22 protein-coding genes are annotated in these 22,895 nt (G+C 65.5%); 12 read left to right on the top strand and 10 right to left on the bottom strand.

Features of this window, described 5'->3' with window-relative positions:
- Positions 1-3: 3 nt before the first annotated feature.
- From ACFC0O_RS13985 to ACFC0O_RS13975, 3 genes are all read right to left on the bottom strand, one after another.
- Positions 4-1,107 carry a hypothetical protein gene (locus ACFC0O_RS13985; protein ID WP_375957450.1) on the bottom strand — a complete coding sequence of 368 codons (1,104 nt, stop codon included), beginning with the start codon at positions 1,105-1,107 and terminating at the stop codon, positions 4-6.
- 92 nt (positions 1,108-1,199) lie between these two features.
- Positions 1,200-2,576, bottom strand: a complete 1,377-nt coding sequence (locus ACFC0O_RS13980; protein WP_375957447.1) for a hypothetical protein — start codon at positions 2,574-2,576, stop codon at positions 1,200-1,202.
- A gap of 545 nt (positions 2,577-3,121) precedes the next feature.
- Entirely contained in the window at positions 3,122-3,379 is a 258-nt protein-coding gene (locus ACFC0O_RS13975; RefSeq protein ID WP_375957444.1) for a hypothetical protein, read from the bottom strand.
- A 139-nt stretch (positions 3,380-3,518) separates the two neighbouring features.
- Between ACFC0O_RS13975 and ACFC0O_RS13970 the strand changes: the two genes are divergently transcribed.
- Positions 3,519-5,330, top strand: a complete 1,812-nt coding sequence (locus ACFC0O_RS13970) for an FHA domain-containing protein (protein WP_375957441.1) — start codon at positions 3,519-3,521, stop codon at positions 5,328-5,330.
- A complete protein-coding gene (locus ACFC0O_RS13965) occupies positions 5,311-5,601 on the top strand; it encodes a hypothetical protein (protein WP_375957438.1) in 291 nt (96 codons plus the stop codon). The genes ACFC0O_RS13970 and ACFC0O_RS13965 overlap by 20 nt, the downstream gene beginning before the upstream one ends.
- A gap of 180 nt (positions 5,602-5,781) precedes the next feature.
- On the opposite strand, the gene ACFC0O_RS13960 is transcribed toward ACFC0O_RS13965, so the two are convergent.
- Together ACFC0O_RS13960 and ACFC0O_RS13955 are read right to left on the bottom strand one after the other, a co-directional pair.
- Complete coding sequence (locus ACFC0O_RS13960) at positions 5,782-6,258, bottom strand: ADP-ribosyltransferase (RefSeq protein WP_375957435.1); 477 nt, start codon at positions 6,256-6,258, stop codon at positions 5,782-5,784.
- Between the two features lie 28 nt (positions 6,259-6,286).
- Entirely contained in the window at positions 6,287-7,378 is a 1,092-nt protein-coding gene (locus tag ACFC0O_RS13955) for a hypothetical protein (RefSeq protein WP_375960793.1), read from the bottom strand.
- Between ACFC0O_RS13955 and ACFC0O_RS13950 the strand changes: the two genes are divergently transcribed.
- The 7 genes from ACFC0O_RS13950 (at position 7,269) to ACFC0O_RS13920 (ending at position 13,424) form a co-directional block, all read left to right on the top strand.
- The gene (locus ACFC0O_RS13950; protein WP_375957432.1) at positions 7,269-7,613 is read left to right on the top strand and encodes a LysR family transcriptional regulator; all 345 of its coding nucleotides are present in this window, start codon (positions 7,269-7,271) and stop codon (positions 7,611-7,613) included. The genes ACFC0O_RS13955 and ACFC0O_RS13950 overlap by 110 nt on opposite strands.
- Complete coding sequence (locus tag ACFC0O_RS13945; RefSeq protein WP_375957429.1) at positions 7,610-7,888, top strand: hypothetical protein; 279 nt, start codon at positions 7,610-7,612, stop codon at positions 7,886-7,888. Before ACFC0O_RS13950 ends, ACFC0O_RS13945 begins: the two co-directional genes overlap by 4 nt.
- Before the next feature lie 136 nt (positions 7,889-8,024).
- Complete coding sequence (locus ACFC0O_RS13940; protein WP_375957427.1) at positions 8,025-9,041, top strand: AraC family transcriptional regulator ligand-binding domain-containing protein; 1,017 nt, start codon at positions 8,025-8,027, stop codon at positions 9,039-9,041.
- A 41-nt stretch (positions 9,042-9,082) separates the two neighbouring features.
- Positions 9,083-10,171, top strand: coding sequence for a helix-turn-helix domain-containing protein (locus tag ACFC0O_RS13935; RefSeq protein WP_375957424.1), 1,089 nt, complete (start codon positions 9,083-9,085; stop codon positions 10,169-10,171).
- Positions 10,172-10,402: 231 nt separating this feature from the next.
- Positions 10,403-12,373, top strand: a complete 1,971-nt coding sequence (locus tag ACFC0O_RS13930; protein ID WP_375957421.1) for a gamma-glutamyltransferase family protein — start codon at positions 10,403-10,405, stop codon at positions 12,371-12,373.
- A 47-nt stretch (positions 12,374-12,420) separates the two neighbouring features.
- Positions 12,421-12,777 carry a hypothetical protein gene (locus ACFC0O_RS13925; RefSeq protein ID WP_375957419.1) on the top strand — a complete coding sequence of 119 codons (357 nt, stop codon included), beginning with the start codon at positions 12,421-12,423 and terminating at the stop codon, positions 12,775-12,777.
- Positions 12,778-12,989: 212 nt separating this feature from the next.
- Complete coding sequence (locus tag ACFC0O_RS13920; RefSeq protein ID WP_375957416.1) at positions 12,990-13,424, top strand: hypothetical protein; 435 nt, start codon at positions 12,990-12,992, stop codon at positions 13,422-13,424.
- 54 nt (positions 13,425-13,478) lie between these two features.
- Here ACFC0O_RS13920 and ACFC0O_RS13915 read toward each other — a convergent pair whose 3' ends face one another.
- Together ACFC0O_RS13915 and ACFC0O_RS13910 are read right to left on the bottom strand one after the other, a co-directional pair.
- Positions 13,479-14,027 carry a hypothetical protein gene (locus ACFC0O_RS13915; protein WP_375957413.1) on the bottom strand — a complete coding sequence of 183 codons (549 nt, stop codon included), beginning with the start codon at positions 14,025-14,027 and terminating at the stop codon, positions 13,479-13,481.
- A gap of 137 nt (positions 14,028-14,164) precedes the next feature.
- The gene (locus ACFC0O_RS13910) at positions 14,165-14,902 is read right to left on the bottom strand and encodes a MerR family transcriptional regulator (protein ID WP_375957410.1); all 738 of its coding nucleotides are present in this window, start codon (positions 14,900-14,902) and stop codon (positions 14,165-14,167) included.
- 201 nt (positions 14,903-15,103) lie between these two features.
- Between ACFC0O_RS13910 and ACFC0O_RS13905 the strand changes: the two genes are divergently transcribed.
- The gene (locus tag ACFC0O_RS13905; RefSeq protein ID WP_375957407.1) at positions 15,104-15,457 is read left to right on the top strand and encodes a DUF1707 domain-containing protein; all 354 of its coding nucleotides are present in this window, start codon (positions 15,104-15,106) and stop codon (positions 15,455-15,457) included.
- A 5-nt stretch (positions 15,458-15,462) separates the two neighbouring features.
- Here ACFC0O_RS13905 and ACFC0O_RS13900 read toward each other — a convergent pair whose 3' ends face one another.
- Both ACFC0O_RS13900 and ACFC0O_RS13895 read right to left on the bottom strand, forming a co-directional pair.
- Positions 15,463-17,850 carry a tetratricopeptide repeat protein gene (locus tag ACFC0O_RS13900; RefSeq protein ID WP_375957405.1) on the bottom strand — a complete coding sequence of 796 codons (2,388 nt, stop codon included), beginning with the start codon at positions 17,848-17,850 and terminating at the stop codon, positions 15,463-15,465.
- Positions 17,851-17,976: 126 nt separating this feature from the next.
- Complete coding sequence (locus ACFC0O_RS13895) at positions 17,977-19,506, bottom strand: amino acid permease (RefSeq protein WP_364650872.1); 1,530 nt, start codon at positions 19,504-19,506, stop codon at positions 17,977-17,979.
- 202 nt (positions 19,507-19,708) lie between these two features.
- Here ACFC0O_RS13895 and ACFC0O_RS13890 point away from each other — a divergent pair, with 202 nt between their 5' ends.
- The gene (locus ACFC0O_RS13890; RefSeq protein WP_375957401.1) at positions 19,709-20,752 is read left to right on the top strand and encodes an SPFH domain-containing protein; all 1,044 of its coding nucleotides are present in this window, start codon (positions 19,709-19,711) and stop codon (positions 20,750-20,752) included.
- A 152-nt stretch (positions 20,753-20,904) separates the two neighbouring features.
- Positions 20,905-21,582, top strand: a complete 678-nt coding sequence (locus tag ACFC0O_RS13885) for an HNH endonuclease family protein (protein WP_364650866.1) — start codon at positions 20,905-20,907, stop codon at positions 21,580-21,582.
- A gap of 17 nt (positions 21,583-21,599) precedes the next feature.
- On the opposite strand, the gene thrS is transcribed toward ACFC0O_RS13885, so the two are convergent.
- Positions 21,600-22,817 carry a threonine--tRNA ligase gene (gene thrS / locus ACFC0O_RS13880; protein ID WP_375957398.1) on the bottom strand — a complete coding sequence of 406 codons (1,218 nt, stop codon included), beginning with the start codon at positions 22,815-22,817 and terminating at the stop codon, positions 21,600-21,602.
- Positions 22,818-22,895 lie beyond the last annotated feature (78 nt).

Below are 22,895 nucleotides of genomic sequence, written 5' to 3'. Positions count from 1 at the left end.
CACCTACTTCAGCGTGACGTATTGGGGTTCGTAGAACTTCAAAAGTTCTCTGGCACTCATGGGTTCGGGATGGTCGTACCCCCAAGGATTCCGCAGTTCGATCTCGTCGCCGATGACCCGGTCGACCTCATATGCATGATTGGCATATATACCATCGGGGTATGTCGCACCCTCGATAGTGTCTCGACTGGACACCACGATCGGCTTGTTGTTGTCGAGCTGGCTCTTGAGCTGTGCGAGCAACTCTCGATGGCTCGGTGACAGTTGCTTTACGACAGCCTCCTCACCGGTGAGTCTCGCGAGCACGTTCGCCTGATCGTCGGAATACGTCCCCACACCGAGACGGTTATAACCTTCCGGCGGCGTGCGCGGGGACGACAGCCGTAGTCCCTCGAGCCGACGCCCCGTGTCAACGCTTGGCTTAAGACTCCGCCAGTTGAGTTTCCACGCCGACCTCGTCGCTGAATCCCAGACGCGGTCCTCACCCGCAAAGGCCTTCTCCAACAGTGAAGGCCAGGAACAAGAATCAGATCGAACTCCGATCGGCGGACCAGGCGGACTGTCTCGAGCATGCGGCAGGTCGTTGCTGACTCGGAACGTCATGGTTTCCCCGGTAGGCCGCGCAGAAAGCTGGTAGCCGGCGGGATCGACATTGTGGAGCGTGATGTCGCAGGTTCCATCGCCGCGATCACGAATCGCCCGCTGAATGGCTTCCGGGCGTCGTTTGGCTACAGCGCCAATAAGCGCGATCACGCTGCAATCGCCGATTTCTCCCTGGCGTATCTGTTCACGAACAACCGGACCGGCGAAGACCGGCAGCTGGCTCGGTCGGTACTCGATTTCTTTTGTGTTGGAGTATCTCCGGGTGAACGGCGGGCGGTGTATCTCGATGACCCTCTCAACCGATCCGGTGGCCTGACCCGCGGAGCTGCCGGCCCCGAGCATCCGGCCCCCGGCGCGGTCCGCGTCTTCCGTTCTCCGTACCGCGCGCCGTACCGCATTGGAGATCTTGCGGGTACGGGCAGCCGCTTGCTCGTAGCCGAGAGTTACTTCGACCCGGATCGTCGAACGGACCCGGCTCATCAACTCGACGAGTTTGCCTGGCACGTTCTCCTCGAGCTGTCACAATGCCTATCGACTGATTCGGTCAGTCTGACCGAGGCAGAACGAAATCGGTGCACCGCTATTCCCAACGATGGTCAGCGATGGGAGACTCCCCCGCTATCGACCCCCTCGCGGACGCGGCCGAGTTCGCGAATGACGCAGGCGAAGACAGGGCGTCTGGTCTGCCCGACAGCCTGGAGGCGTTCGTCCGCGGCCACGCCGCTCTCGAGGTATGTGCGATCGGTGGCAGCGCGCGCCGCCAGTGATATTCGAGCTGTCCCCGAGATCGCGTCCCATTCCAGACGGGTGAGGGCACCGGTGGCGAGCGCCCGGATACCAATCTCGCCCAGCGCCATGCCCGGATTGCGGGGCAGCACCTCATCAATGGCGGCGACGAGTTCGAGCAGCACCTCATCCGGGATGCCGGGAGTGTCGAATCCGAAGGCTCGGACACCATATTTCTCGGCGAGTTCGCGTGTCAGCCGCACCGCGAGTGATTCATCGGTTCCCGGCGCGGTGGTCTTGCGGTCGCGCTTCTTATCCTTCCCGGACGCACTCGGCCTGACTGGCTGGCGCGGGGGTGAACCAGGCGCGCCGGTGCGGGAGGCCGGGGCGCTCACGCGAGGTGGCCCCGCGGCGTTCGACGGCGCCGGCCGAGCGGCCGACGATGTCCCGGTCGATGGCTGATTCGCAGACATTCCGGTGCGGGACCACGGTGTGCTCGCGGGCTGCGTTGCCGGGCTCGGTGGCGTGATGGTTCCGGCGCCCGGATTCGGCACGGGCCCAACGGGTTCGGAAGATGCCGGCCCATCGGGTTGCCCATTCGCGCCCGGCACGCCCGAATCTCCGGTCCGGGACGGATCTGTGGGCGCGGCGGAATTGGTGTCCGGGGTGGCATCGGTGTCCGGAGTCGCCCCAGAAGGGTCCGGTGTCGCCGGACGCCGAGTTGCCGACGTAACTACATCCGGACCCGCGTCACCGCCCGAGGAGGCACCCGGTACCGATGCCGCCGAACCCGGTATCGGACCGGCCGATTCAGGTATGTTCCCGGCCGGTGGAGTCCGAGTTGCGGTGCGCACGGTGGGGGTGACTGAATCGGTGGTTCCGGCCGGACCGTTGTTTGCCGCTGATATCGGCTGAACTCCGGGCTCGGTCATGTTGGCGGCATTGGCGATTCGCCGTGCGCCCCGCGCGTCGGCCGCTTCGAAGCCGTTCGCGAGCCGATGCAGATCCCCGCCGCCCTGACGCAGCATGCGAACCAATGCGTCGAGGTCGGCCATGGTCCGCTGATAATCGGGCAGATAGGAACCTGCGAAGGCTCGTCCGGCCTCATCGGTTCCCCAGGGCTCACCCTCGGCGGCCAACGAGGTGCGCAGCGTCTGCACTGTGGTCGCGACGTCCTCGGCTGTGCGATCGACCTCGGGCACCCGCGCACGCATTTCATCCAGGTCGGCGGAGAACTTTCCACTCACGCCATTCTCCCTGTGCCGATCGGAGTGTCACGTGGTGCGGACCGCCACGGACTCACGTGAATACGCATCCTCGCACGCGTTCCCACACAGCCGCGCGAGATCTATTCCCACAACTGGGAATAGGGGTTCGAAGGACCGTAATTAGATGACGCCTAGGCATGGTGAGCTGCCAGGAGGACTACGATGGATGCGATTGGCCTACTGGCCGAAGTGCCATCGGCATTGCGCACCCTGGTTCTGGGGCACTGGCCCGAAACACAGCCGGAGCCATTGCGCCGCATCGGTCACGCGCTTTTCAAGGCGAGTTCGGAATTGATCGGCAGCGCCGATCATCATGCGGCGCAGGCGACCAGAGTCCTGAGCACCGTGGAAGGTGCGACCACCGTCGGGTTAGCCGAACGGTATCGCGTCACCGAACAAGCCATGCGCGATAAGGCCGCGGTCTGCGAGGCCCTGGGACAACAGTGCTATGACACAGCCGATTCCACTGTGCGACTGCAGCATCTGCTCGTTGTCAGTGGAATCGTGCTGGGCGCGCAACTCACCTACGACATGCTGTTGTTCTTCCAGGGCGGCGGTATGAAGGCCATGGCGGACCGACTGGCCACCGAGCAGGCCATGCGGGCCGCAGTCGGCAGATTCACCACCGAGGTAGTCACCCAGGCCAGCGCCGGAGCAATGCGGCGGGCCGCGTTGCACGGTGCGTTGCACGCGGCGAAGATCGGCGGATTGACCGGCGCGATAACGAGTGTGGGCGCACAGGCTTGGGATAACGCGTCCGGCGTCGCGCATGGCTTCGACACGATGTCATTCATCGAACTAACCGCAGGCGGACTCTTGGGCGGCGTAGCGGGCGCCGCGGTCGGACGTCGCCTCGCACCGTCGGTAATGCAGCGGCTCGGCGTCCGGGCCACCTCGGGATTGGGCCGCCTCGCCGCACATATGGGCGGCACCATCCTGATCGGTGGAGCGGCCGGTGCGGCGGGCGGGGTGCTCGGCGCGGTACCCGCGGTGATCATCCGCCACAACGAGATTCACAGTCTGGGCGATCTTTTCACAGTGGCGCGCCAGGCCGCGATCACTGGATTCGCCGGCGGATTCCTCGGTGGGGCAACCAATTCGCTGCGATCGGGCGTGCATTCGGAGGCAGGAGGAGGCGGTATTCGACCGCCCGCCACCGTGAAGATCGATCCCGATACGCCCGCCGCCCTGCACTTCGTGCGGGGCCACCAGCAGAATCCGATCTTCCTCGACCCCGGGCACTCGCGATCATTGGACACCGGCTTCCTGAACGGCCATACCCTGGTCAACGGGGTGAACAACCATGAAATCCGCATCGGGCGCGATCAAGATGGCCGGGTCTGGGTTCACGATCTGCAAACGGAGGGGTCGATGCGGACCAAGGTCGACGGCGAAGCCCTGTCGTTCGACGAGAAACGGTATCTGACTTCGGACCACACTCTCGAGTTCGGTGATGTGTCCACACAACTCAAGCTGGGACCGGAGGCGCCGATCGAAATGCGGCTTTTCGACGATCCGAAGATCCCGCCGGTGATGCTGGCGCCGGGCGAGCGGATCGTGCTCGGCAAGGGTCCCGAATCACCGCTGTCGGAACACTTCAACGATATTTCGGTATCCGCGAAGCACGCGAGTATCTACCGGGACTTGCGGGGTCATGTATGGATCAGCGATGAGCACTCCCGAACCGGAACCTTTGTCGAGAATCGACGGGTCGATCCGGATAGACCGGTCCGCATATATCCGGGCGAGCGATTTCGGCTCGGCGAATGGGCCGGCTCCACGCAATACACCCGCGAGGGGTTTCACCATCCGTTCCCGAGACCGACCTCGGTACACCTCAACGGCCCTGACGGCGGTGGGTTCTCAGTCGATCTGAGGCGCGGGGGCGAACCTGTGTTGCTGGGCCGGAATGATCCACGCCTGCCCACCGACCTCCCGGGCAGACAACAGCTTTCGCCGGAACACGTGAGCATCGGCGTCCATCCATCGGGCAAGGTATGGATACGGGATGAGGGATCGGACCACGGCACTTCCGTGGGTGGCGTTCCGATCCAGCCCGGAGAACAGGTGACGGTGCGACCGGGAGATCCGGTGTCGCTCGCCGGTGGCGCCTTCGAGTTCGTTGTCAACTTCCCCCCGGCTGACGGCGGCCCGTTCCTGCACCGGCTCGACTCGGCGGACGAGACCAAGAGCGCGCTCGGCGCGCTGACGCAGATACCCCATCCGATGTTCGAGCGGGTGGTTGCTCACCTGAACGAACAGCCCGACGGCGGGTTTGTCATGGGCCAAATGCCGATCTCGAAGATGCCGGGACTCGAGACCACGGTCGCGAATAACCCGGAAGGCCCCAATCCACTGGTCACGTGGGAAAACCTGGGGGGCCTCTACTCGCCTGATAGTCGCCGCATCTACGTCGATACGCGACCCCATCCGGCGAGCGATCGCGCCTGGATACCATTGCACGAAGTCGGTCACGCCGTCGATCACGCGTACGCAACGAGTGACGGCGGTCGGCTCCGCCTCGAGCCGGATTGGGCCGGCATACACAACGACATGCTCATTTCGATCAGCAAGCACGCGGACTGGTGGAAGTACCGCAACGATTCGGGGGAGAATTTCGCCGAAGCGTTCGCGGCCTGGACAGCCGGACCCGAGCATTTGACCAGAATTGCCTGCGGCAACGAACGAATCGCCGCGCGAGTGAAGGAGTACTTTGACCGGCTACTCGAATAACGGACTCTTCCTCGCCGACGACGGTGAGACCATCCTGCGGCGCGTCGGCGGCACCGGGCCCGACGGCATGATGTTCGACGGTTACGAAGAACTCCATCCCGGCGACCCGGAGTACGACGCTCTGCTCCCCATCGTCCGGCAGCAGCGAACTGCCCAGTACCAACCGTCCGAACGACAGGTCGATCCCGACACGCTGGCTATGTTGCTGCGCGCAACAGGTTTGAACGCGGAGGATTTCAAGCAAGGTAGACAGACCCCGAAACAGGAGTGACACCCATTCCCATCGTTGGGGATGCGGGAGACTCGGGAAGCGCCCTGCGTGGCACGGACGGTGAGCAAGGTACGGTCCCATGAATCACTGTGGGTGAGCCGAATTCGACCGCCTGCTTCGCGAAACAGGCTCAAGCGAAACGGATTTCGACCGCGGGTGAGTGCGGCCGCGCATTGCGCCTCACGGGGCGCCGGGTGGGAGCACCGTTGCCCGGAAGAGGTAGTCGACGCCTTCATAGTGTGCGCCTGTGGGGTTCGGTATCACCTCGTCGATTCGGTATTCCAGGTCGCGGGGCAGGATCAGCTCGCGCTGGTATATGTTGCGGCTCTCCTGGCCCATCCACAGTCCGTGTGATCCCGCGGGCACGTCCAGTTCGAGGCGGTAGCCGCGGGCATGGTAATCCGGCGGGGCCGCGCCCCGGCTTGTCGAGCTGTAGCCGTGTTCCTTTTGGATGACGCCACGCAGCAGTGCGGGGTCGCGGGCGCGCACGGCGGCGCGCTCGACACCATCAGCATCGGCGCATACGGCGCGCATATGGGAGGTGACCTGTCGACTTACCCTGGTCGGGGACTCGACTGCTAGCTCGGTTTCCTGAATGAGCTTGCGTACCAAGCCAATTGCCGCATTTGACAGATTCGCGGAGAACTCTGCGGCCATCGAGGCCCAGCCGATCACGGGCGCCGGTTCAATAACCCTTCGGCGAACGACCGGGATCGGCCTGCTGCACGTTCGCAGCCAGGTTCGAACCATCTCGCGAAACGTGGTACCGGGCCATGACGTAGTTCATACTGGCGGCGATATTGGCCTGCGGGTCGGTGATATTCGAGGATGTGCCGGCGACGTGGTACGCGGAGAATGTGCCGGGAATGGTCTGGGTGAGGCCTTGCGACGGAGTACCGGCGCGGGCGTTCGAATCGCTCAGGTTGATCGAGCCGATATCGCCGCCGGACTCACGCTCGATCAGTACGCGGTAGCCGCGGGTCCAGTTCGCGCGGGCGACCGGATCGGTGATACCCAGAGCATCGAGCGCCTTGCCGATGTAGGCGTCGATCTCGGTTGAGCTGAGGCGACGGTGCGGAGTGGAACCACCGGTAGAATTGACCGGCGAAGTGTATTGGCTGTTATAGCCACCGCTGCCATTGGTGGGCACGTAACTGTTTCTCCCGCCGCCCGATCCACTGCCCCCGGAACTGCTCGGAATGAAGCCCGGGAAGCTCGAACCACCTGAACCGCCACCCGACGAACCCCCATCGCCGCCCTGATAGTTCTGCGGCACGGTGGCACCGTGGGCGTTGTTCAGATCCCAGGCCTGCACCACGGCGTCCTCGGCTTTGCCCACGGCATTGTCGATCTGATCGATGGCACCCAATTGTTGTTGTACGCTCGGCTTTTCGGGCACGTTGCCGATAATGCCGTTGATCCGGTCGCGCAACGCCTTGACTTCATCGCGCGTGGTCTGGGTGATTCCGGCGGACTTCTGCGCGATATCGGCGATGTGGGTGTCGAGCGTGTCCAGATCAGACTTGTACTGTGCGAGTTGGGAATCGGTCGCGTGGTACTGCGTCGCGGCGGCACCGGTGCCCGCGGATTTGCCGGTAGCGTCGTTCAAGGCTTTCGCGGTGAGCTGCTGGGCGGTGCCTTTACCGAGAGTGTCGAGCAGCAGTTGCATGACCTGCTCGGTGGTGCCGATGAAGTCGTTCAACATCGGCGCCTGCGAGACGCGGTTGAGCTTCACATCGGCGCCGGCGGTCGGTAAGTCCAACGAGGCAACCATCATTCACCTTCCTCCGCCGCTTGCTCACCGCATCCTATCCAGTCGTGTTCTCGGCTCCTTCCCAGTTCCGGGAAGCGCGCGGGCACATAGCGCCCGGAGCCACCAACGGACCGTTGCCGAGGAGCTGCACTTCGGCAAAGCCGCTCAGCGACTGTATCTTTCGACCGAGCGAGTCAGTCAGTCCATCAAGAATCAGGAGCGTCGGATAGGCGGGATGCTGATCGAGAGGACGCGGTGAGCCCGTTCTATACCCCGCGCGGGCGGCCCATCGACCGGGTCACCCCGATCTCGACCCTCGAGGACATTCTCACCACCGCCAGCACCTCGGGCACCTTCACCAGCGGTATGAGCCATATCGCCCGTTACTACAATCGGCCCGGCGTCGCCTATGTACCCATTGCCGATTCACATCGAGTACGGTGGGCGCCGGTGTGGCGCAGCGACTTCGAGACCGCACCGATCCGGGCATTCGCTGATGTCGTCCGTGAATTGGGCACGCTGGATCAGGTCTGAGACACGCAATCGTGCGTTCGCAGGATTCGTTGATTAGCAATAGTGATCGTTCGTGTAGAGATTCGATGTTGTTCCCGAGCGCGATGGAAAGCAGGCTGATCGGAACTACCTTTCGCGCGCAACCACGGGAGCACTCTTGTCCGAGATCGAAGGCACCGTTTCATCGCATCTGACGCGATGGGTGCTGGAGGCGGCGTTGCAGATCGGCGTATCCGATGGGGATATCGCCACGATCAGCGGGCTCGGGCAGGAACTACTCGGCGATGACTTCCTCCGCATCCCCTCGACGGCGCTGCTGCGCCTGTGGGAATTGATAAGTGCGACAGGCGGAATCGGGGCCGGTGTGCGAGTGGCCGAGGTGGCGCGACCGGGACGGCTGCACATTTGGGACTACCTCATCAGCGGGGCGTCGAGTCTGGCCGACGGCTTTGCCGATGCCGCGCGATTCGCCTCGGTCATGGCGGACCCCGACACCGCGCTCGTGGTCACCATGCTCGACGGGCAGTTCATCGCCGAATTCCGTGGCAGGCCATACGATGAGGCCATCGCCCCGGTGGTGAACGAATTCTCGATGGCCGTGCTGGTACATCGGGCACGTGCGTTCGCCGGTAGCGCCGCCGCGCCGATTCGCCTCGATTTCGCGCATCCCGCGCCACCCGATCCGAGCTATCTCATCGAGACATTCGGCACCGGCAATATTCATTTCGATCAGCCTCGCACCGCGGTGACGCTGCCTGATGCCGAACGCGCGCGCGACGGCCGCCCCTACGATCCCGAACTGCGCCATATTCTGCTGCGCTACGCCCAGCTCATTATCGACACCGCTCGGCCCGCGCCGACCTGGGAAGACACCCTGCGCGCGGAGATCACCGCCGCGCTGGCCGAAAAACAAAGCGCGGAAATAGAAGTCGTCGCCCAGCGGCTGGCGCTGAGCCCACGTACCCTGCAACGACGGCTCGCCGATCACGGCACCTCGTGGCGGCGGGAATTGGAGACCGTGCGATGTCAGCAGGCCACGCTGCTGCTGCGAGACACCCGGTTGCCGATGCAGTCGATCGCCGGTCGGGTCGGCTACCGCAACCCGCGCGCGCTGCGCCGGGCGTTCCACCGCTGGACCGGGCAAACCCCGGACGCGTTCCGACGCGCCCACTGAATCGGGCCGACCCCGCTCGACGAGCACACCGGAAGGACGCCATGGACCACGCGAATCGGATGCCTCATCTGACACCGCACAGCGGGTCCGAGCCAATCCCCCAGCAGCCCAGCGCACTTGCCGATACGGTGTCCGCGCGCCTGACCACGCTGGTCCTCGATGTGGCCGCGCATGTGGGCGTGTCACCGCACGAGACCGCGTTCATCAGCGACCTGGCCGCGGGGCAGGACAATCTCGATCGCGTTCCGACGAGCGCACAGCATCGACTGTGGGAAATCGTGCACGCCAGCGGCGGGCCCGGCGTCGGACTGCAGGCCGCGCGCCTGGCCGAGGTCGGCCGACTGCACGTCTGGGACTACATGCTCACCAGTGCGCCCACGCTGGCCGAGGGATTCGTCGATGCGGCGCAATACCTTTCGACCGTCGCCGATCCGGCGCTGGTACTCACCGTGATCTCGGACGGACCGCGCCTGACCGTCGGATATTACGGAGCCAGGTACTCCGAGGCGGTGGACTGGCAGATCAGCGAGTTCGCACTGGCACTGTTGCTGCGCCGGGCGCGCGAGGCGCGCGGGGCCGCCGCCACACCGGTACGGGTCGGCTTCGCGCATCGCGCGCCCGCACGGCACGCGTATCTCGTCGACGAATTCGGTACCGGCAACATCCATTTCGATCAGGACGCCGATACGCTCACTTTCCTGGATCCCGATCGGGCCGGTTCGGGCATCGCGGGCGATCCCGAACTCAGCCGCATCATGCGGGTGTACGCACGCTCGATCATGGCGAGTGCGCGGCCCGCGCGCAGTTGGCTGGAGAACTTCCGCGATGTGCTGCTCATGGTGCTCAGCACCGGACCCGCCACCGGAACGATTCTCGATGATGTGGCACAGCGACTTTCGGTGAGCCCCCGCACGCTGCAACGCCGGCTCGCCGAACACGGCACCAGCGGACGCGCCGAAATCGAGTCGGTCCGCCATGATCGAGCGGTGCGGCTGCTGCTCGATACCGAACTGCCGGTCGGCTCGATCGCCGGACAACTCGGCTACAGCGATCATCGCGCCATGGGCCGGGCGTTCCGGCGCTGGACCGGACAGACGCCGGACGCCTATCGCAGGTGTGCTCGAAACTAGCCGTGGCACAGACACCGCACCACGCGTCGGTCGCGGTGCGGTGCCGGCCCGCCCACGAACGCGGCGAGTTCGAGTCATACCAGGAGTATCGCATCGATACGACGAGACGGACTTCCCGCCGGTGGCAAGTACTTGTTCAGCGGATTCCCATGTGTGAGAAAGCATTTCAGCGCTCGAAGTGCATGCCACGCCCTCTTCCCAGCGGTGGCCACACCGATAGGGTCCGAAGACATGAGGCGCACACGAACGCGAGCCTGGGGCGCCACCTGTGTCGCCCCACTGCTGCTGATCGGATTGCTCACCGCCTGCTCGTCCGATAACGACCAGCGTCCGGCATCCTGCACCACCGTCCCCAACGGGACTCCGCATACGGCCGCCACCGCGGCCGGTTCGGCCACCACCGATCTATCCCTGCACCCCGAGGTCGCGACCGGCTACCGCACGGGAATGACGCCGGTGCGCACCGGCACCTTCGCGGTCGCCACCGCCAATCCCGTTGCCACCGAAGCGGCATGCGCGGTGCTGCGCGACGGCGGCACCGCCGCGGACGCGTTGGTCGTCGCGCAAACCGTGCTCGGTCTGGTGGAGCCGCAGGCCACCGGCATCGGTGGCGGGGCGTTCCTGCTCTACTACGACGCCGCCACCAAGAGCGTGGACGCCTATGACGGCCGCGAGACCGCGCCCGCCGCCGCGACACCGGACTATCTGCGGTGGGTCAGCGACACCGATCGGACTGCGCCGCAGCCGAATACGCGCGCCAGTGGCCGATCGATCGGGACGCCGGGGGTGCTGCGGCTGCTCGAACTCGCCCAGCGCGAGCATGGTCGGCAGCCGTGGCGCGAATTGATGACCCCCGCTGTCGATCTCGCCGATCGAGGGTTCAAGATCAGCCCTCGAATGGCCGCCCAGATCACCGAATCGACCGCAGATCTCGCCAGGGATCCCGGATCCCGCGCCTACTTCCTCGAGCCGGATGGCAGCCCCAAGCGCGCGGGCACCACGTTGACCAATCCAGCTATGGCCAAAACTCTTTCGGCGATCGCGTCGGAGGGAGTGAACGCCTTCTATACGGGGGCCATCGCCGCCGATATCGCGGCCACGATCGCCGATGCCACAGGCGGGCGCACCCCCGGGCTGACCACGACCGCGGACTTGGCCGCGTATCAGGCCAAGAAGCGCACCGCGCTGTGCGCGCCGTATCGCACCCATGAAGTCTGCGGGATGCCCGCGCCATCCTCGGGCGGTACCGCGGTGGCGCAGGTGCTCGGCATGCTCGCCACTAGCGACATGGCCGCGATGAAACCCGAACACACCGGCGGAGATTCCGAAGCCGACCGCGATGGCGGCAAGCCCACCGCCACCGCCGTACACGTGATATCCGAGGCAGAGCGACTCGCCTACGCCGACCGCGACAAATACCTCGCCGATCCGGATTTCGTTGCCCCGCCCGGTAATTCACCCCGAACGCTGATCGACCCGGCCTATCTGACGCGGCGCGCGGCGCTGATCGATCCCGCTCACAGTATGGGCACCGCCCAGCCCGGGGACTTCGGCCCGGTCCCGGTCGGCAACGGCACCCAGCAGATCGAGCACGGCACCAGCCATATCAGCATCGTCGACAGCTACGGCAATGCCGCGAGCATGACCACGACGGTCGAATCCGCCTTCGGCGCATTCCATCTCGTCGACGGGTTCGTATTGAACAACCAACTCACCGACTTCGCCGCCGAACCGCTGGACGCCGCCGGTGTACCCGTGGCCAATCGGCTCGAAGCGGGTAAGCGGCCGCGCAGCTCGATGGCTCCGACGCTGGTCTTCGAGCGCGCCGCGGACGGTTCGCGCGGTCCGCTCAGCCATGTCGCGGGTTCGCCGGGCGGTGCGGTGATCATCCAGTTCGTGGTGAAAACACTTGTGGCCATGCTTGATTGGGGCCTGGATCCGCAGCAGGCGGTCTCGATGATCGATTTCGGCGCGGCCAACACCGGCACCACCAATGTCGGCGGGGAGCATCCCGCTGTCGATGCCACTTCGAACGGCGACCATGACGCGCTCGTGCGGCGATTGCGCGAGCTCGGCCATCAGGTCTCGATCGCACCGCAATCGAGCGGCGCGTCCGCGCTGGCCCGGGACGGGCGCGGCTGGATCGGCGGTGCCGACCCCCGTCGCGAGGGCGCGGTACTGGGCGACGAACCACCTCGATAAGTAGCCGGGCCGCACCGCGGTACCGGTCCAACAAGAAGGGAAACCCCATGTCAGACACGAAAATACCGGCTTTGCGCCGAACGGCCGCGCGGGCGTGCGTGATTACCGCGCTGGCGGTGCTGCCGCTGGCCGCAGTGGATATCGCGGCCTCCGCCGAGCCCATCGATCCGGGCACTTCGATCGCGGTGGAGCGCCCGCATCACCGCAATGACGGCTGGCCGCGCAACGACGGCTACCCGCGCAATAACAACTGGGAGCGCGATATGTCCGATTGGACCGGCCGCCTGCCCGGCGCGCCGTTCCCGGGCATGTTCCCGCCCTCCTGGGACGGCCCGCGCGACTACCGTCACGGTCGCCCGTTCCTGCCGCCGCGCGTATGCAGTGGCTCGTTCGGAAGCTGCTGAGCCACAACTCGAGTAGCGCGGCGGGCTGATCAGCCCGCATATCGCTGCACCGCACCCGTGAACGCCGGGTCTGCCGCACCAGCGGCGGACCCGGCGTTCGGCGTTTCCGGACTCGATTTCGCGCTTCTCATTCAGGGGAACACTGGCCAAGTCACTTAGTGGAACACTAGTTGATGTAACGCTATCTAACGGCACATTAGAAGGAACCAGTGATGAGCGTCCCCACCATCCGCAAGATCGTCGCCTCCTCCCTGCTCGCCGCCTCGGTGGCCGTGGTCCCGGTCATGACCGCGGCCTCCGCGACCGCCGCACCGGCGAACCTGCTGGTCCACGCGGGCGGCAGCCATGACAGCGACCACTCCGGCGGCGGCAAGAACGGCGGCGGCAAGGAGACCGGCGGCCGCTACGGCCGTGGCCCCCAGGCCAACGCGGGTGCCGACAATCGCAGCCTCGACGGCCGGAATCTCGGCACCGGCAACACTCAGGGTCGCCGCATCGACGAGCAGGACAACGGCGGCGACACCACCGACAACCGCCGCGGCAGCGACCGTGACCAGGCCCCCGGCGCCGGCGATGCGCCCTGGGACAACGGCCACAGCGACGACGCGCAGTCGAACACCCGCGTGCCTGTTGTCCGCGGCAAGTGAGCACACGAAAAAGCCCTTACCGGAATCGATTCCGGTAAGGGCTTTTTCGTGTGCTCAGCTGAGTACGCCGTCGTAACACATGCTCGAGGAACGCCAGGTCGCCGCGGGGCGGACGACCGGGGAGTCGAAGACCCAGTCCGAGATCGGGCCGACCGCCTTCCACATGATGGTGCCGCCGACCACGAACAGTTCGTAGACGTCGTCGGTGCCCGGGATGAGCTGGTTGCCGACGCAGTAGTCGTTGTAGGCACTGCCGGGCTGGCGGGCGCCGGGGCTGAACTGGCCCACCGGATTTCCGGTTCCCGGGCTGAAGACGGTATCGCCGCGATGCCCGCCGCTCGGACCGCGGAACCACCGCGCCGCACCGAAAGCGTCTGCGCCGCAGGTGAATGCGTTGCCGCCCGCATAGAGCGTGCCGCCCTGCATATAGCCCGCCCCGTCCCACAGGCAGGGCACTCGCGAAGCCTGCGCCTGCGCGGGGGTGGTGGCCATTCCGAAGGTGAGCGCGCCGAAGGCGGCCAGGGCGGCGGACAGCACGCGGGCGCGCCGTCCGATCCGGGGATTGTGAGAAGTGGTCCGAGGGCGCGTAGTGCTCGTGAACATCGAGGTCTCCATTACCGTCTGCCGCTCCGCGCCGAGATTTACCCGTGCTGCGGCACTGTCGCTGACATCGATAATGTACCGATGGCTAACGGCACATTAGGCCCGCGTTGTAGCCAGACGTGGGAAGCAGACGACTGTCAGGAATCGGGGTTCAGCACCGCGCTGATCTCGACATCCTGGGCGAGTTGACGATCGATGAGACGGTTCAGCAGACCCGCCGCGGTATGGCCGGGGACCACCCGCAACGTATCGACGCGGGCACTGAAATCGGCGATATCCGCCGCGGTCCTGTCCGAATTCGAGAATGCCCCCCAGGCGTGTTCGCGCACCAGATCCACCACGCGGCGCGCGATTCGATCGCAATCGGCCTTGAGCCGCTCGACTTCGCCGAGCCCGGCCGCGATCGGCACCCCGGCGAGCTCGAGCTGGTCCAGCAGACTCGCGAGATCGGCATCGGCGATCCGATAGGTGGTGGCGTCCACCGGTTCGAACACCCCGGCGGTCACCACCCGGGCGAACCCGTTCGGCACCTCGGCGAAACGCTGCTGCAGATCGGTGGCGGAGACCACGGCCTGATCGTCCCCGAGCTCGCGGGGCAGCTGATCGGACTCGGGCACGCCGAGCAGATCACCCAGATCATCGCCGCGGTCGAAGGCCGCCAGCAATTCCTTGATTCCATTGAGTTTGATGCCACGATCAAGCAAACGGCTGATGGTGCGGACTCGATTGAGATGTTCCGCCCCGTAATAGCCCGTTCTCCCGCGCACCTCCGGCGGCGGGAGAACCCCCCTCTCGTGATACACGCGGACGCTGCGCACGGTGCTGTCGGCAGCACGCGCGAGCTCGTCGATCGTGTATTCGGGCCCTCCTGTCATATCTAAAGGAAACCACATCGAGGCGGTGCGGGTCCTATGCCTGGTGTCGCGCCGATCGGTGCGCCGTTCGGCGGCGGGTTACCCCCGTTGCCCGCGTCGGCGGGGCGATTCGACCCCCGACCCCGATCGACCATGGAATCTCTTCCCGCCGTTGGCAATTGGTCTGCCGATGCGGGGGCCAACCGGCTCTATCCTGACTCGATGAACGAATCGTCGCACACCCGGGTGAGCGAGGACGAACGCGAGCGCGCCCTGGGGGAACTGTCCCGGCACTTCAGCGGCGGCCGCCTGACCGCACCCGAGTTCGAGGAACGCAGCACCGCGGTATGGGCTGCGGACACCCGGCGGGAACTGGCCCGGACCTTCGCCGATCTGCCCGCGGCCCCCGCCCTGGTGCCCGGATCGGAGATCGGCCCGATCCCCGGGATGGTGGTGCGGGCCGGCGCGGTCGCGATCGCGGCGATCGTATGCTGGCTGGTGCTGGGAAATGTGCTGTGGCTATTGCTGTTCGGCGTGATCCCGGCGCTACTGCTGCTCGCCAGGCGCCGGCGATGACACCGCTACCAGCGAGTGTGCGGCCGAATATGGTTGGCCAGATCCACCAGTCGATAGCGATGGAAGCGATCGGCGACCGTGCGCGCCAGATCACGCAGGCTCGACTCCAGACCCATTCGCAAGCCTTCCTCGGTCATCGGGAATCCGAGAATCATGACCGCCGGGCGTTCCGGACGGCCGCCGCCGCGTAGGCATTCCAGCGCCGCGCCGATCACGATCACCCGCAGCTGTGCGGTGCGCGGCTCGTCGGCCAACTCCTCGAGCCGGGCTGCGGCGGTGTCGAGATCGGTATCGGTGATCTCGGCGACCGGCCGCGAAACCAGCAGCAGGCAGCCGGTCAGCCTGGTCACGGTGAAATGCCGCGAGGACTCCGGCACCTGGTCCAGGATTTCGACCGCACCCAGTGTCGTTCCGTCCGCCACGAGTCGCCGGGCCAATCCGACCGCCGCGCTGATCACGCCGTGATTGACCTGCCACACCGTGCGGTAGTACTCCAGCGCCGCGGTCCGCCATCGCTGTGGATCGGCAAGGGCGGACTCGGTTTCCACGGCCAGTTCCGCGCTGGCGGCCAGCGCCAGCAGCGGTGCGATCTCGCCCGGCAGCAGCGCCGCGACGGTCTCGAAATGCCGGTACGCGCGATCGGGGTGCCGGTCCAGCAGCGCCGCCACCCCGACGAACCATTCGATGCGCCAGTCCTGGGCGTACCGGGGCAGCAGTTCGGCGAGCAGCTCACAGGCGGGCAGCGTGTGGCCGAGGTCGAGATGGGCCCGTACGGCGGTCAGAGCGCCCTCGAGCTCGTAGGAATCGGGTGCGGCGATAACACCCGCCAGAATGCGACTGTGCATGCGGTGCAGGGCATCCAGGGCGTGCCGGGGTTCGCTGTGCAGCAGTCCGGACAGCAGGTTCGCCGACGGGTCCTCGCTGTCGATGAGCGGCACCGGTAGCGCCGCGGCGATATCGCCCGGATCGACCCGGGAGGTCTCGATATCGCCGTTCACCATGCCGTCGGTGCGGGCAATGAGCGTCTGGACGCCGAAATCGGCTCGCATGGAACCGAATTCGATCGAACGCTGCGGATGCTCGGTGCCTGTGTCGGCGGCCAGCACCATGCGCAGCACCCCCGCGAGCTGGCAATACATGGCATAGGCGGAGGTGAAGCGGCGATTCGGGTCCTTGGCGGCGGCGCGGCAGAGCAGGCGATACAGCGCCGGATAGCGGCGCAGCACTTCACGATCCTTCGGATCGGGGATGCCGGGCAGATGGTTGCCCTTCTCATCGCGACCCAGGTCCAGCACCAGCGCGGCCAGGGTGCGACCGACCGAGTAGATGTCCGAGGCGATGGTGGGGCCGGTCTCGGTGATCTCGGGCGCTTGATATCCGGGAGTGCCGTAGAGGCTGCCGAAGGAGTCCATGGCGGCCACCGCGCCGAGGTCGATGAGCTTGACCTCATCCTCGGTGACCATGATGTTGTCGGGTTTGAGGTCGTTGTAGGCCAGGCCGAACGAGTGCAGATAGTCCAGTGCGGGAAGCACTTCCATCACGTACGCGATGGCCTCGGCGGCGGGCAGGCGCTCACCACGGTGTTCGAGCAGTGATTTGAGCGAGCGGCCGCTGACGTACTCCATCACGATATAGCCGTCGGGCATATCGCCGCCGGTGCTGTGCTTGACGAAGTTGTAGATCTTGACGATGCCGGGATGCGCTACCTCGGAGAGGAATTGGCGTTCGGCAAGGGCCACCACGTGGGCTTCGAAATCGAGCGGATTCTGTAATCCCTTGAGCACCACCGGGCGATCGCTCACATTGCGGTCCACCGCCAGATAGATCCAGCCCAATCCGCCGTGCGCGAGGCAACCCTGCACCTCGTATTGGTCGGCGATCAGATCACCGGGTGCGAGCGGGGGACGAAAATTGAAGGGCGAGTGGCAATTCGCGCACGCTCCGCTCACCTGGGCGGGGTGGTCACGGCTGCGGCGACCGACCGGGCGATCGCATTTCCAGCAGAACCGTTTGGGTTCGGGCACTTCCGGGTTCTCCAGCACCACCTGTTTCGGGTCGATGGGTTCGACCCTGGGCAGCTCCACCAGGCCACCGCCGAGGCGGCGCACACTGGGACGGGATCGGGCGCTGCGGCCCGAGGACAGGGCGGCGTCGAATTCACTCTCGGACAGATCGACGGTCGCTGCCGTCGCGTCCGTAAACCGCTGGGAGACTTCTCTTTTCATACTGGGCGGCGTAATCGGTCGCTCAGGCGCATGCGCGATATCGGCCTTGCCGGGCCGCCGGGTCGCCCAGGGGTGAGCCATCCGCGCGGGCATCTCCGTGCCGCGAATACGCCGGTCGGCCCAGGGATTGGGGCGGCGGCGGTCGGATGTGCTGGGTTGGTCCGGCATGGATACCTCTCGCCCACCGTGGAATCGAGGTCCCATTCTGGGGGCACGACGCATACCGCGCGCACGCCGTATTCCCCACCGTGGGAAGGGAGTTCTCCACGATGGGGTACGGGGCACCGGTTTTCGCTACTGTTCATCCTTCCTTTCGGCTGCCACCAGCTCGGCGGGCGCGTCCTGCGGGCGCGGGCGGCGCTCCGCGATGACCGGATACTGGCCGGTGAAGCCCTGGCGAGCGGCGGCCACCGACTGCACCCGCTTGCGCACCAGGAACCAGCCGCCGACCAGGATCGGAGCCATCACCAGGACGGTGCCGAGCACCGCGCCGCGCTGCACCTCGTCGTCACCGAAGGCCATCAGCAGCACGACCGCGGCCAGGAAGACCAGCGTCGCGTAGCTGGTGTAGGGCGCACCCATCAATCGGAACGAGGGGCGTTCGGCCTGTCCGGCCCGCCACTGCTTGTACAGCGCCAGCTGGCACAGGATGATCGCGGTCCACGAGGCGATGGTGCCCAGCGCCGACATGTTCAGCACGATCTCGAAGGCCTTGTCCGGCACCAGCGCGTTGAGTACGACACCGATCAGGGCGATAGCGCCGGTGGCCAGAATGCCGACGTACGGCACACCCGTGCGGGACATGCGGGCCGCGACCGCGGGGGCGCTGCCGTTCATCGACATCGAGCGCAGAATGCGACCGGTCGAGTACAGCCCGGCGTTCAGACTGGAGAACGCCGCGGTCAGCACCACCAGGTTCATGATCGAACCCGCCGCCGGCACACCGAGTTTGGCGAAGAAGGTGACGAACGGGCTCACCCCGGCGTGGTACGCGGTGTATGGCAGCAGCAGGCCCAGCAGAATCAGCGAACCGACGTAGAACAGGGCGATGCGGGCGATCACCGAGTTGATGGCCCGGGGCATGATCTTCTCCGGGTTCTCCGCCTCACCCGCTGCCGTGCCGACCAATTCCACTGCGGCGTAGGCGAATACGACACCGGTGGTGACCAGCACCAGCGGCGCGAGGCCGACCGGGAACAGGCCGCCGTGATCGGCGATGACACTGAAACCCGTTGTCTGGCCGTCGACCTTGAAGCGGCCGCCCAGGAAGATCGTGCCGATGATCAGGAACCCGACCAGTGCGATGACCTTGATCAATGCCGCCCAGAACTCGAGCTCACCGAACCATTTCACCGAGATGAGGTTGATGCTCACCACGATCGCCAGTGCGATGAGCGCGATGGTCCACTGCGGGATCACCTGCATCGCGCCCCAGTAGTGGATGTAGGTCGCGACCGCGGTGATGTCGACGATGCCGGTCATACACCAGTGGAAGAAGTACATCCAGCCGACCGCGAAAGCCAGCTTCTCCCCGTAGAACTCGCGGGCGTAGGAGACGAACGAGCCCGAGGACGGGCGGTGCAGCACCAGCTCGCCCAGTGCGCGCAATACGAAGAATACGAAGATGCCGCAGATGCCGTAGAGCAGGAACAACCCGGGGCCGGCGCTGGAGAGGCGGCCACCCGCGCCCAGGAACAGACCGGTGCCGATGGCTCCGCCGATCGCGATCATCTGCAATTGACGCGGACGGAGCGACTTGTGATAGCCCGCGTCCTCGTCGGCCAAGGCGTCCGTGGGCGCATCGGGCGGGTGAACGGTAGTCATGTGGGACCTTTCAGGTGATCCGGGTCATATCGATGTTGAATGTACCGTTAAGCAACGGCACATTCAATACGTAGAAGTAGTTGACATCACATGGAAACACGCACGTAAACAGCCCAATCCTGGGAAGCCGCACTTGTTGACAGGTGCTATGTGCCGTTATATATCGATACATTCAGCAAGTCGCATGGCCTGGGAGGTCCGTATGGCATGGTTCGAGCGCGAATTCATAGCGGTCCCCGAGGCCCGCAAGAACCAGCTCGTCTACAAGTGGCCGGATCTGAACATCCGGCGCTACAGCCGCGCCATAGTCAACGCCGATGAGACCGCGCTGTTCGTGCGGTCCGGCAAGGTCATCGCGGCCCTGGGCCCCGGCAGGCACCGGATCGACGCGGACGAGCTCCCGGTGCTGGGCGCGCTTGTCGACACCCTTACCGGCGGCAACCTCTACCGCGCCGAACTGTATTTCGTTTCCGGCCGCGAACTACCCGGCAACAAGTTCGGCGGCCGCCTCACCGATATCGTCGACCCGATCAGCGAACAGGTCGTCACCCTGCGCTCCTTCGGCGAATTCGCGCTGTCGGTGCGCGATCCGGCCGAGCTGATCACCGGGCTCACCGGCACCGCCGATCCGACCGATCCGGACGCGGTGTCGCGGTGGTGCGCCAACCTCCTGCTCAAGTGCATGAAAATTGCTGTCGCGCAGGGTGTCTCGAAGGGTGAGTGGCCGGTGCTCGGCCTGTCCGGCCAACTCGCGCAGATCGAATCCACGGTCCTACGCGAAACCAACACCCTGCTCTACGAATACGGCCTGCGCGTCCCCCGCATGGGCAACTTCGACATCACCATGGCCGCCGAGGACGCCGAACGCCTCAAACGACTGGCCAAGGACCGCACCTACATCCACCTGACCGGCGACTTCAACCGCTACGCCGCAGGCGAAATGGCCATCGGCGCGGGTCAGGGCATGGCCCGCGGCGGCAACAGTGATATCGGATTCCTCGGCGCCGCACTGGGTCTGAACACCCTGCAACAGTCCCCCACCCCCTGGACCCCGGCCCCCGCGATCACCGAATCCCGTATCTGCCCCACCTGTCACAGCTCTCGCCATCTGGGCGCCCGCTTCTGCGGCGACTGCGGCACCGAACTCACCACCCCCGTCCAGCACTGCCGAAACTGCACCGCGGAGCTGCGCGCCACCGCGAAGTTCTGCGTCAACTGCGGCACGCCCAGACCCTCCCCGAACTGAGCCCGCGCCGGGCACCGCCGGGTTCGGGCTTCCACACAGCGAACTCCTTTGAGGTACTGCATAATTGGCAGCTGCCAGCCGGGTCATCGGCTGGCAGTCCTGTTTTGAACGCTTTATCCGGCAGTGGTTTTCACTGCTTCGAGGAATTCCAGATGAGAATCACCAGGGTAGCCGCGAGTGTGCTCGCGGCCCTGTTCCTGCTGTGCGCGTGCAAGTCCACTACGCCTCCGATGGGGCCCAATACCGCTGGGGGACAGGACGGGACGCTATCGGCGGCCGATGCGATCAAGGCGTTGGCGAAGCTCCCGATCAAGGACAGCGCGGCTATGACCGGGTATTCGCGTGATGAGTTCGGCCAGGCGTGGACCGATGACAATGACGCGCCCGGCGGGCACAACAACTGCAATACCCGTGATGACATCCTGCGGCGGGATCTCACCAAGGTGAAACCCGCCACCGGATGCCAGGTGGAGACCGGGACGCTGAAGGATCCGTACACCGGCAAGAGCATCAACTTCGATCGCGGACCGAAAAGCACCGCGGTGCAGATCGATCACATGGTCGCGCTCGCCGATGCGTGGCAGTCCGGGGCGCAGAAGCTCAGCGCGGACAAGCGGCGCGATCTGGCCAACGATCCTCGCAATCTGATGGCCGTCGACGGGCCCACCAATGAGGCCAAGGGCGACCGGGACGCCGCCACCTGGCTACCGCCTCAAACGTCCTTCCGCTGCACCTATGTCGAGCATCAGGTGCAGGTGAAGACGCTCTATGGACTGTGGGTGACCCAAGCCGAGCACGATGCCATCGAGGGTGTTCTGAAGAGTTGCTGACCGTTCGGCAGTAGGTATCAGTCGGTCCACAGACCGGCGTCGTGGGTCTGAATCAGTGCCCGGATTCGGGCGATGACGTCAGCGACCGGTTGAGCGGGCAGACGGCGTCCGTCGCGCAGGCGGATCGCCACCTGCCCGTTATCGGCTTCGGCCGGGCCGAGGATGAATTGGTATGGGGCCAGGCGAGTTTGGCGTACCCGCGCGGACAGGCTGCCCGCGTCGGCGCTCACCACCTGTACGCGTAGATCCGCGTTCAGGCACTCATCGCGGAGACGGGCGGCCGCAGGCTCCTGAGCTTCGGACACCGGCAGCACCACGACTTGCACGGGGGCCAGCCAGGCCGGGAAGGCTCCGCCGTGCTGCTCGATCAGGTGCGCGACCGCGCGTTCGACGCTGCCGATAATGCTGCGGTGCACCATGACCGGGCGATGCTTGGCTCCGTCGGCGCCGATGTAGTGCAGGTCGAATTGCTCGGGTTGGTGGAAATCAACCTGCACGGTGGACAGGGTTGATTCGCGCCCGGCATGATCGCTGACTTGAATGTCGATCTTCGGGCCGTAGAACGCCGCTTCGCCCTCGGCGGCTTCGTAGGGCACACCGGAACGATCGAGCACTTCACTCAGGATTCTGCTCGCGCGCTGCCACATCTGCGGGGCCGCAACGTATTTCCCGCCCGCTCCGGGGAGTGAGAGGCGGTAGCTGGCACCGGTGATTCCCAGGGCCCGATAGGCGGAGCCGATGAGCGCCAGTGCGGCGGACGCCTCGTCGGCGACCTGGTCCAGGGTGCAGAAGATGTGCGCGTCATTGAGCTGGATGCAGCGCACCCGGGTCAAACCGCCCAGCACACCGGATAATTCGGAGCGATACATCGCGCCGAGCTCGGCCATGCGCAGCGGCAATTCGCGATAGCTGTGCGATTGGGAGCGATACATCACCGCGTGATGCGGACACAGGCTGGGCCGCAACACCATCTGCTCACCGCCGATGGTCATCGGCGGATACATGTCATCGTCGTAATGTGCCCAGTGGCCGGAGATTTCGTACAGCTCCCGCTTGCCGAGCACCGGTGAGTACACATGCTGATATCCCTCTCGCCGTTCGACGGTGCGGATGTACTCCTCGAGACTGTGCCGCACGATCGCACCATCGGGCAGCCAGTACGGGAGTCCGGCCCCGATCAGTGGGTCGGTGTCGAACAGGCCGAGTTCCCGGCCGAGTTTGCGATGGTCGTACACGTGGATCTTCCTTCCAGTCGAAGGCGGATGACCACATGCGAAAGCCCCGGGCATCCGCCCGGGGCTTTGATCAGAACA

The sequence above is a fragment of the Nocardia sp. NPDC056100 genome, from assembly GCF_042266325.1.
GTDB lineage: Bacteria > Actinomycetota > Actinomycetes > Mycobacteriales > Mycobacteriaceae > Nocardia.
The sequence above is the reverse complement of the archived record's forward strand: the minus strand, read 5'-3'. Positions and strand labels throughout refer to the sequence as shown.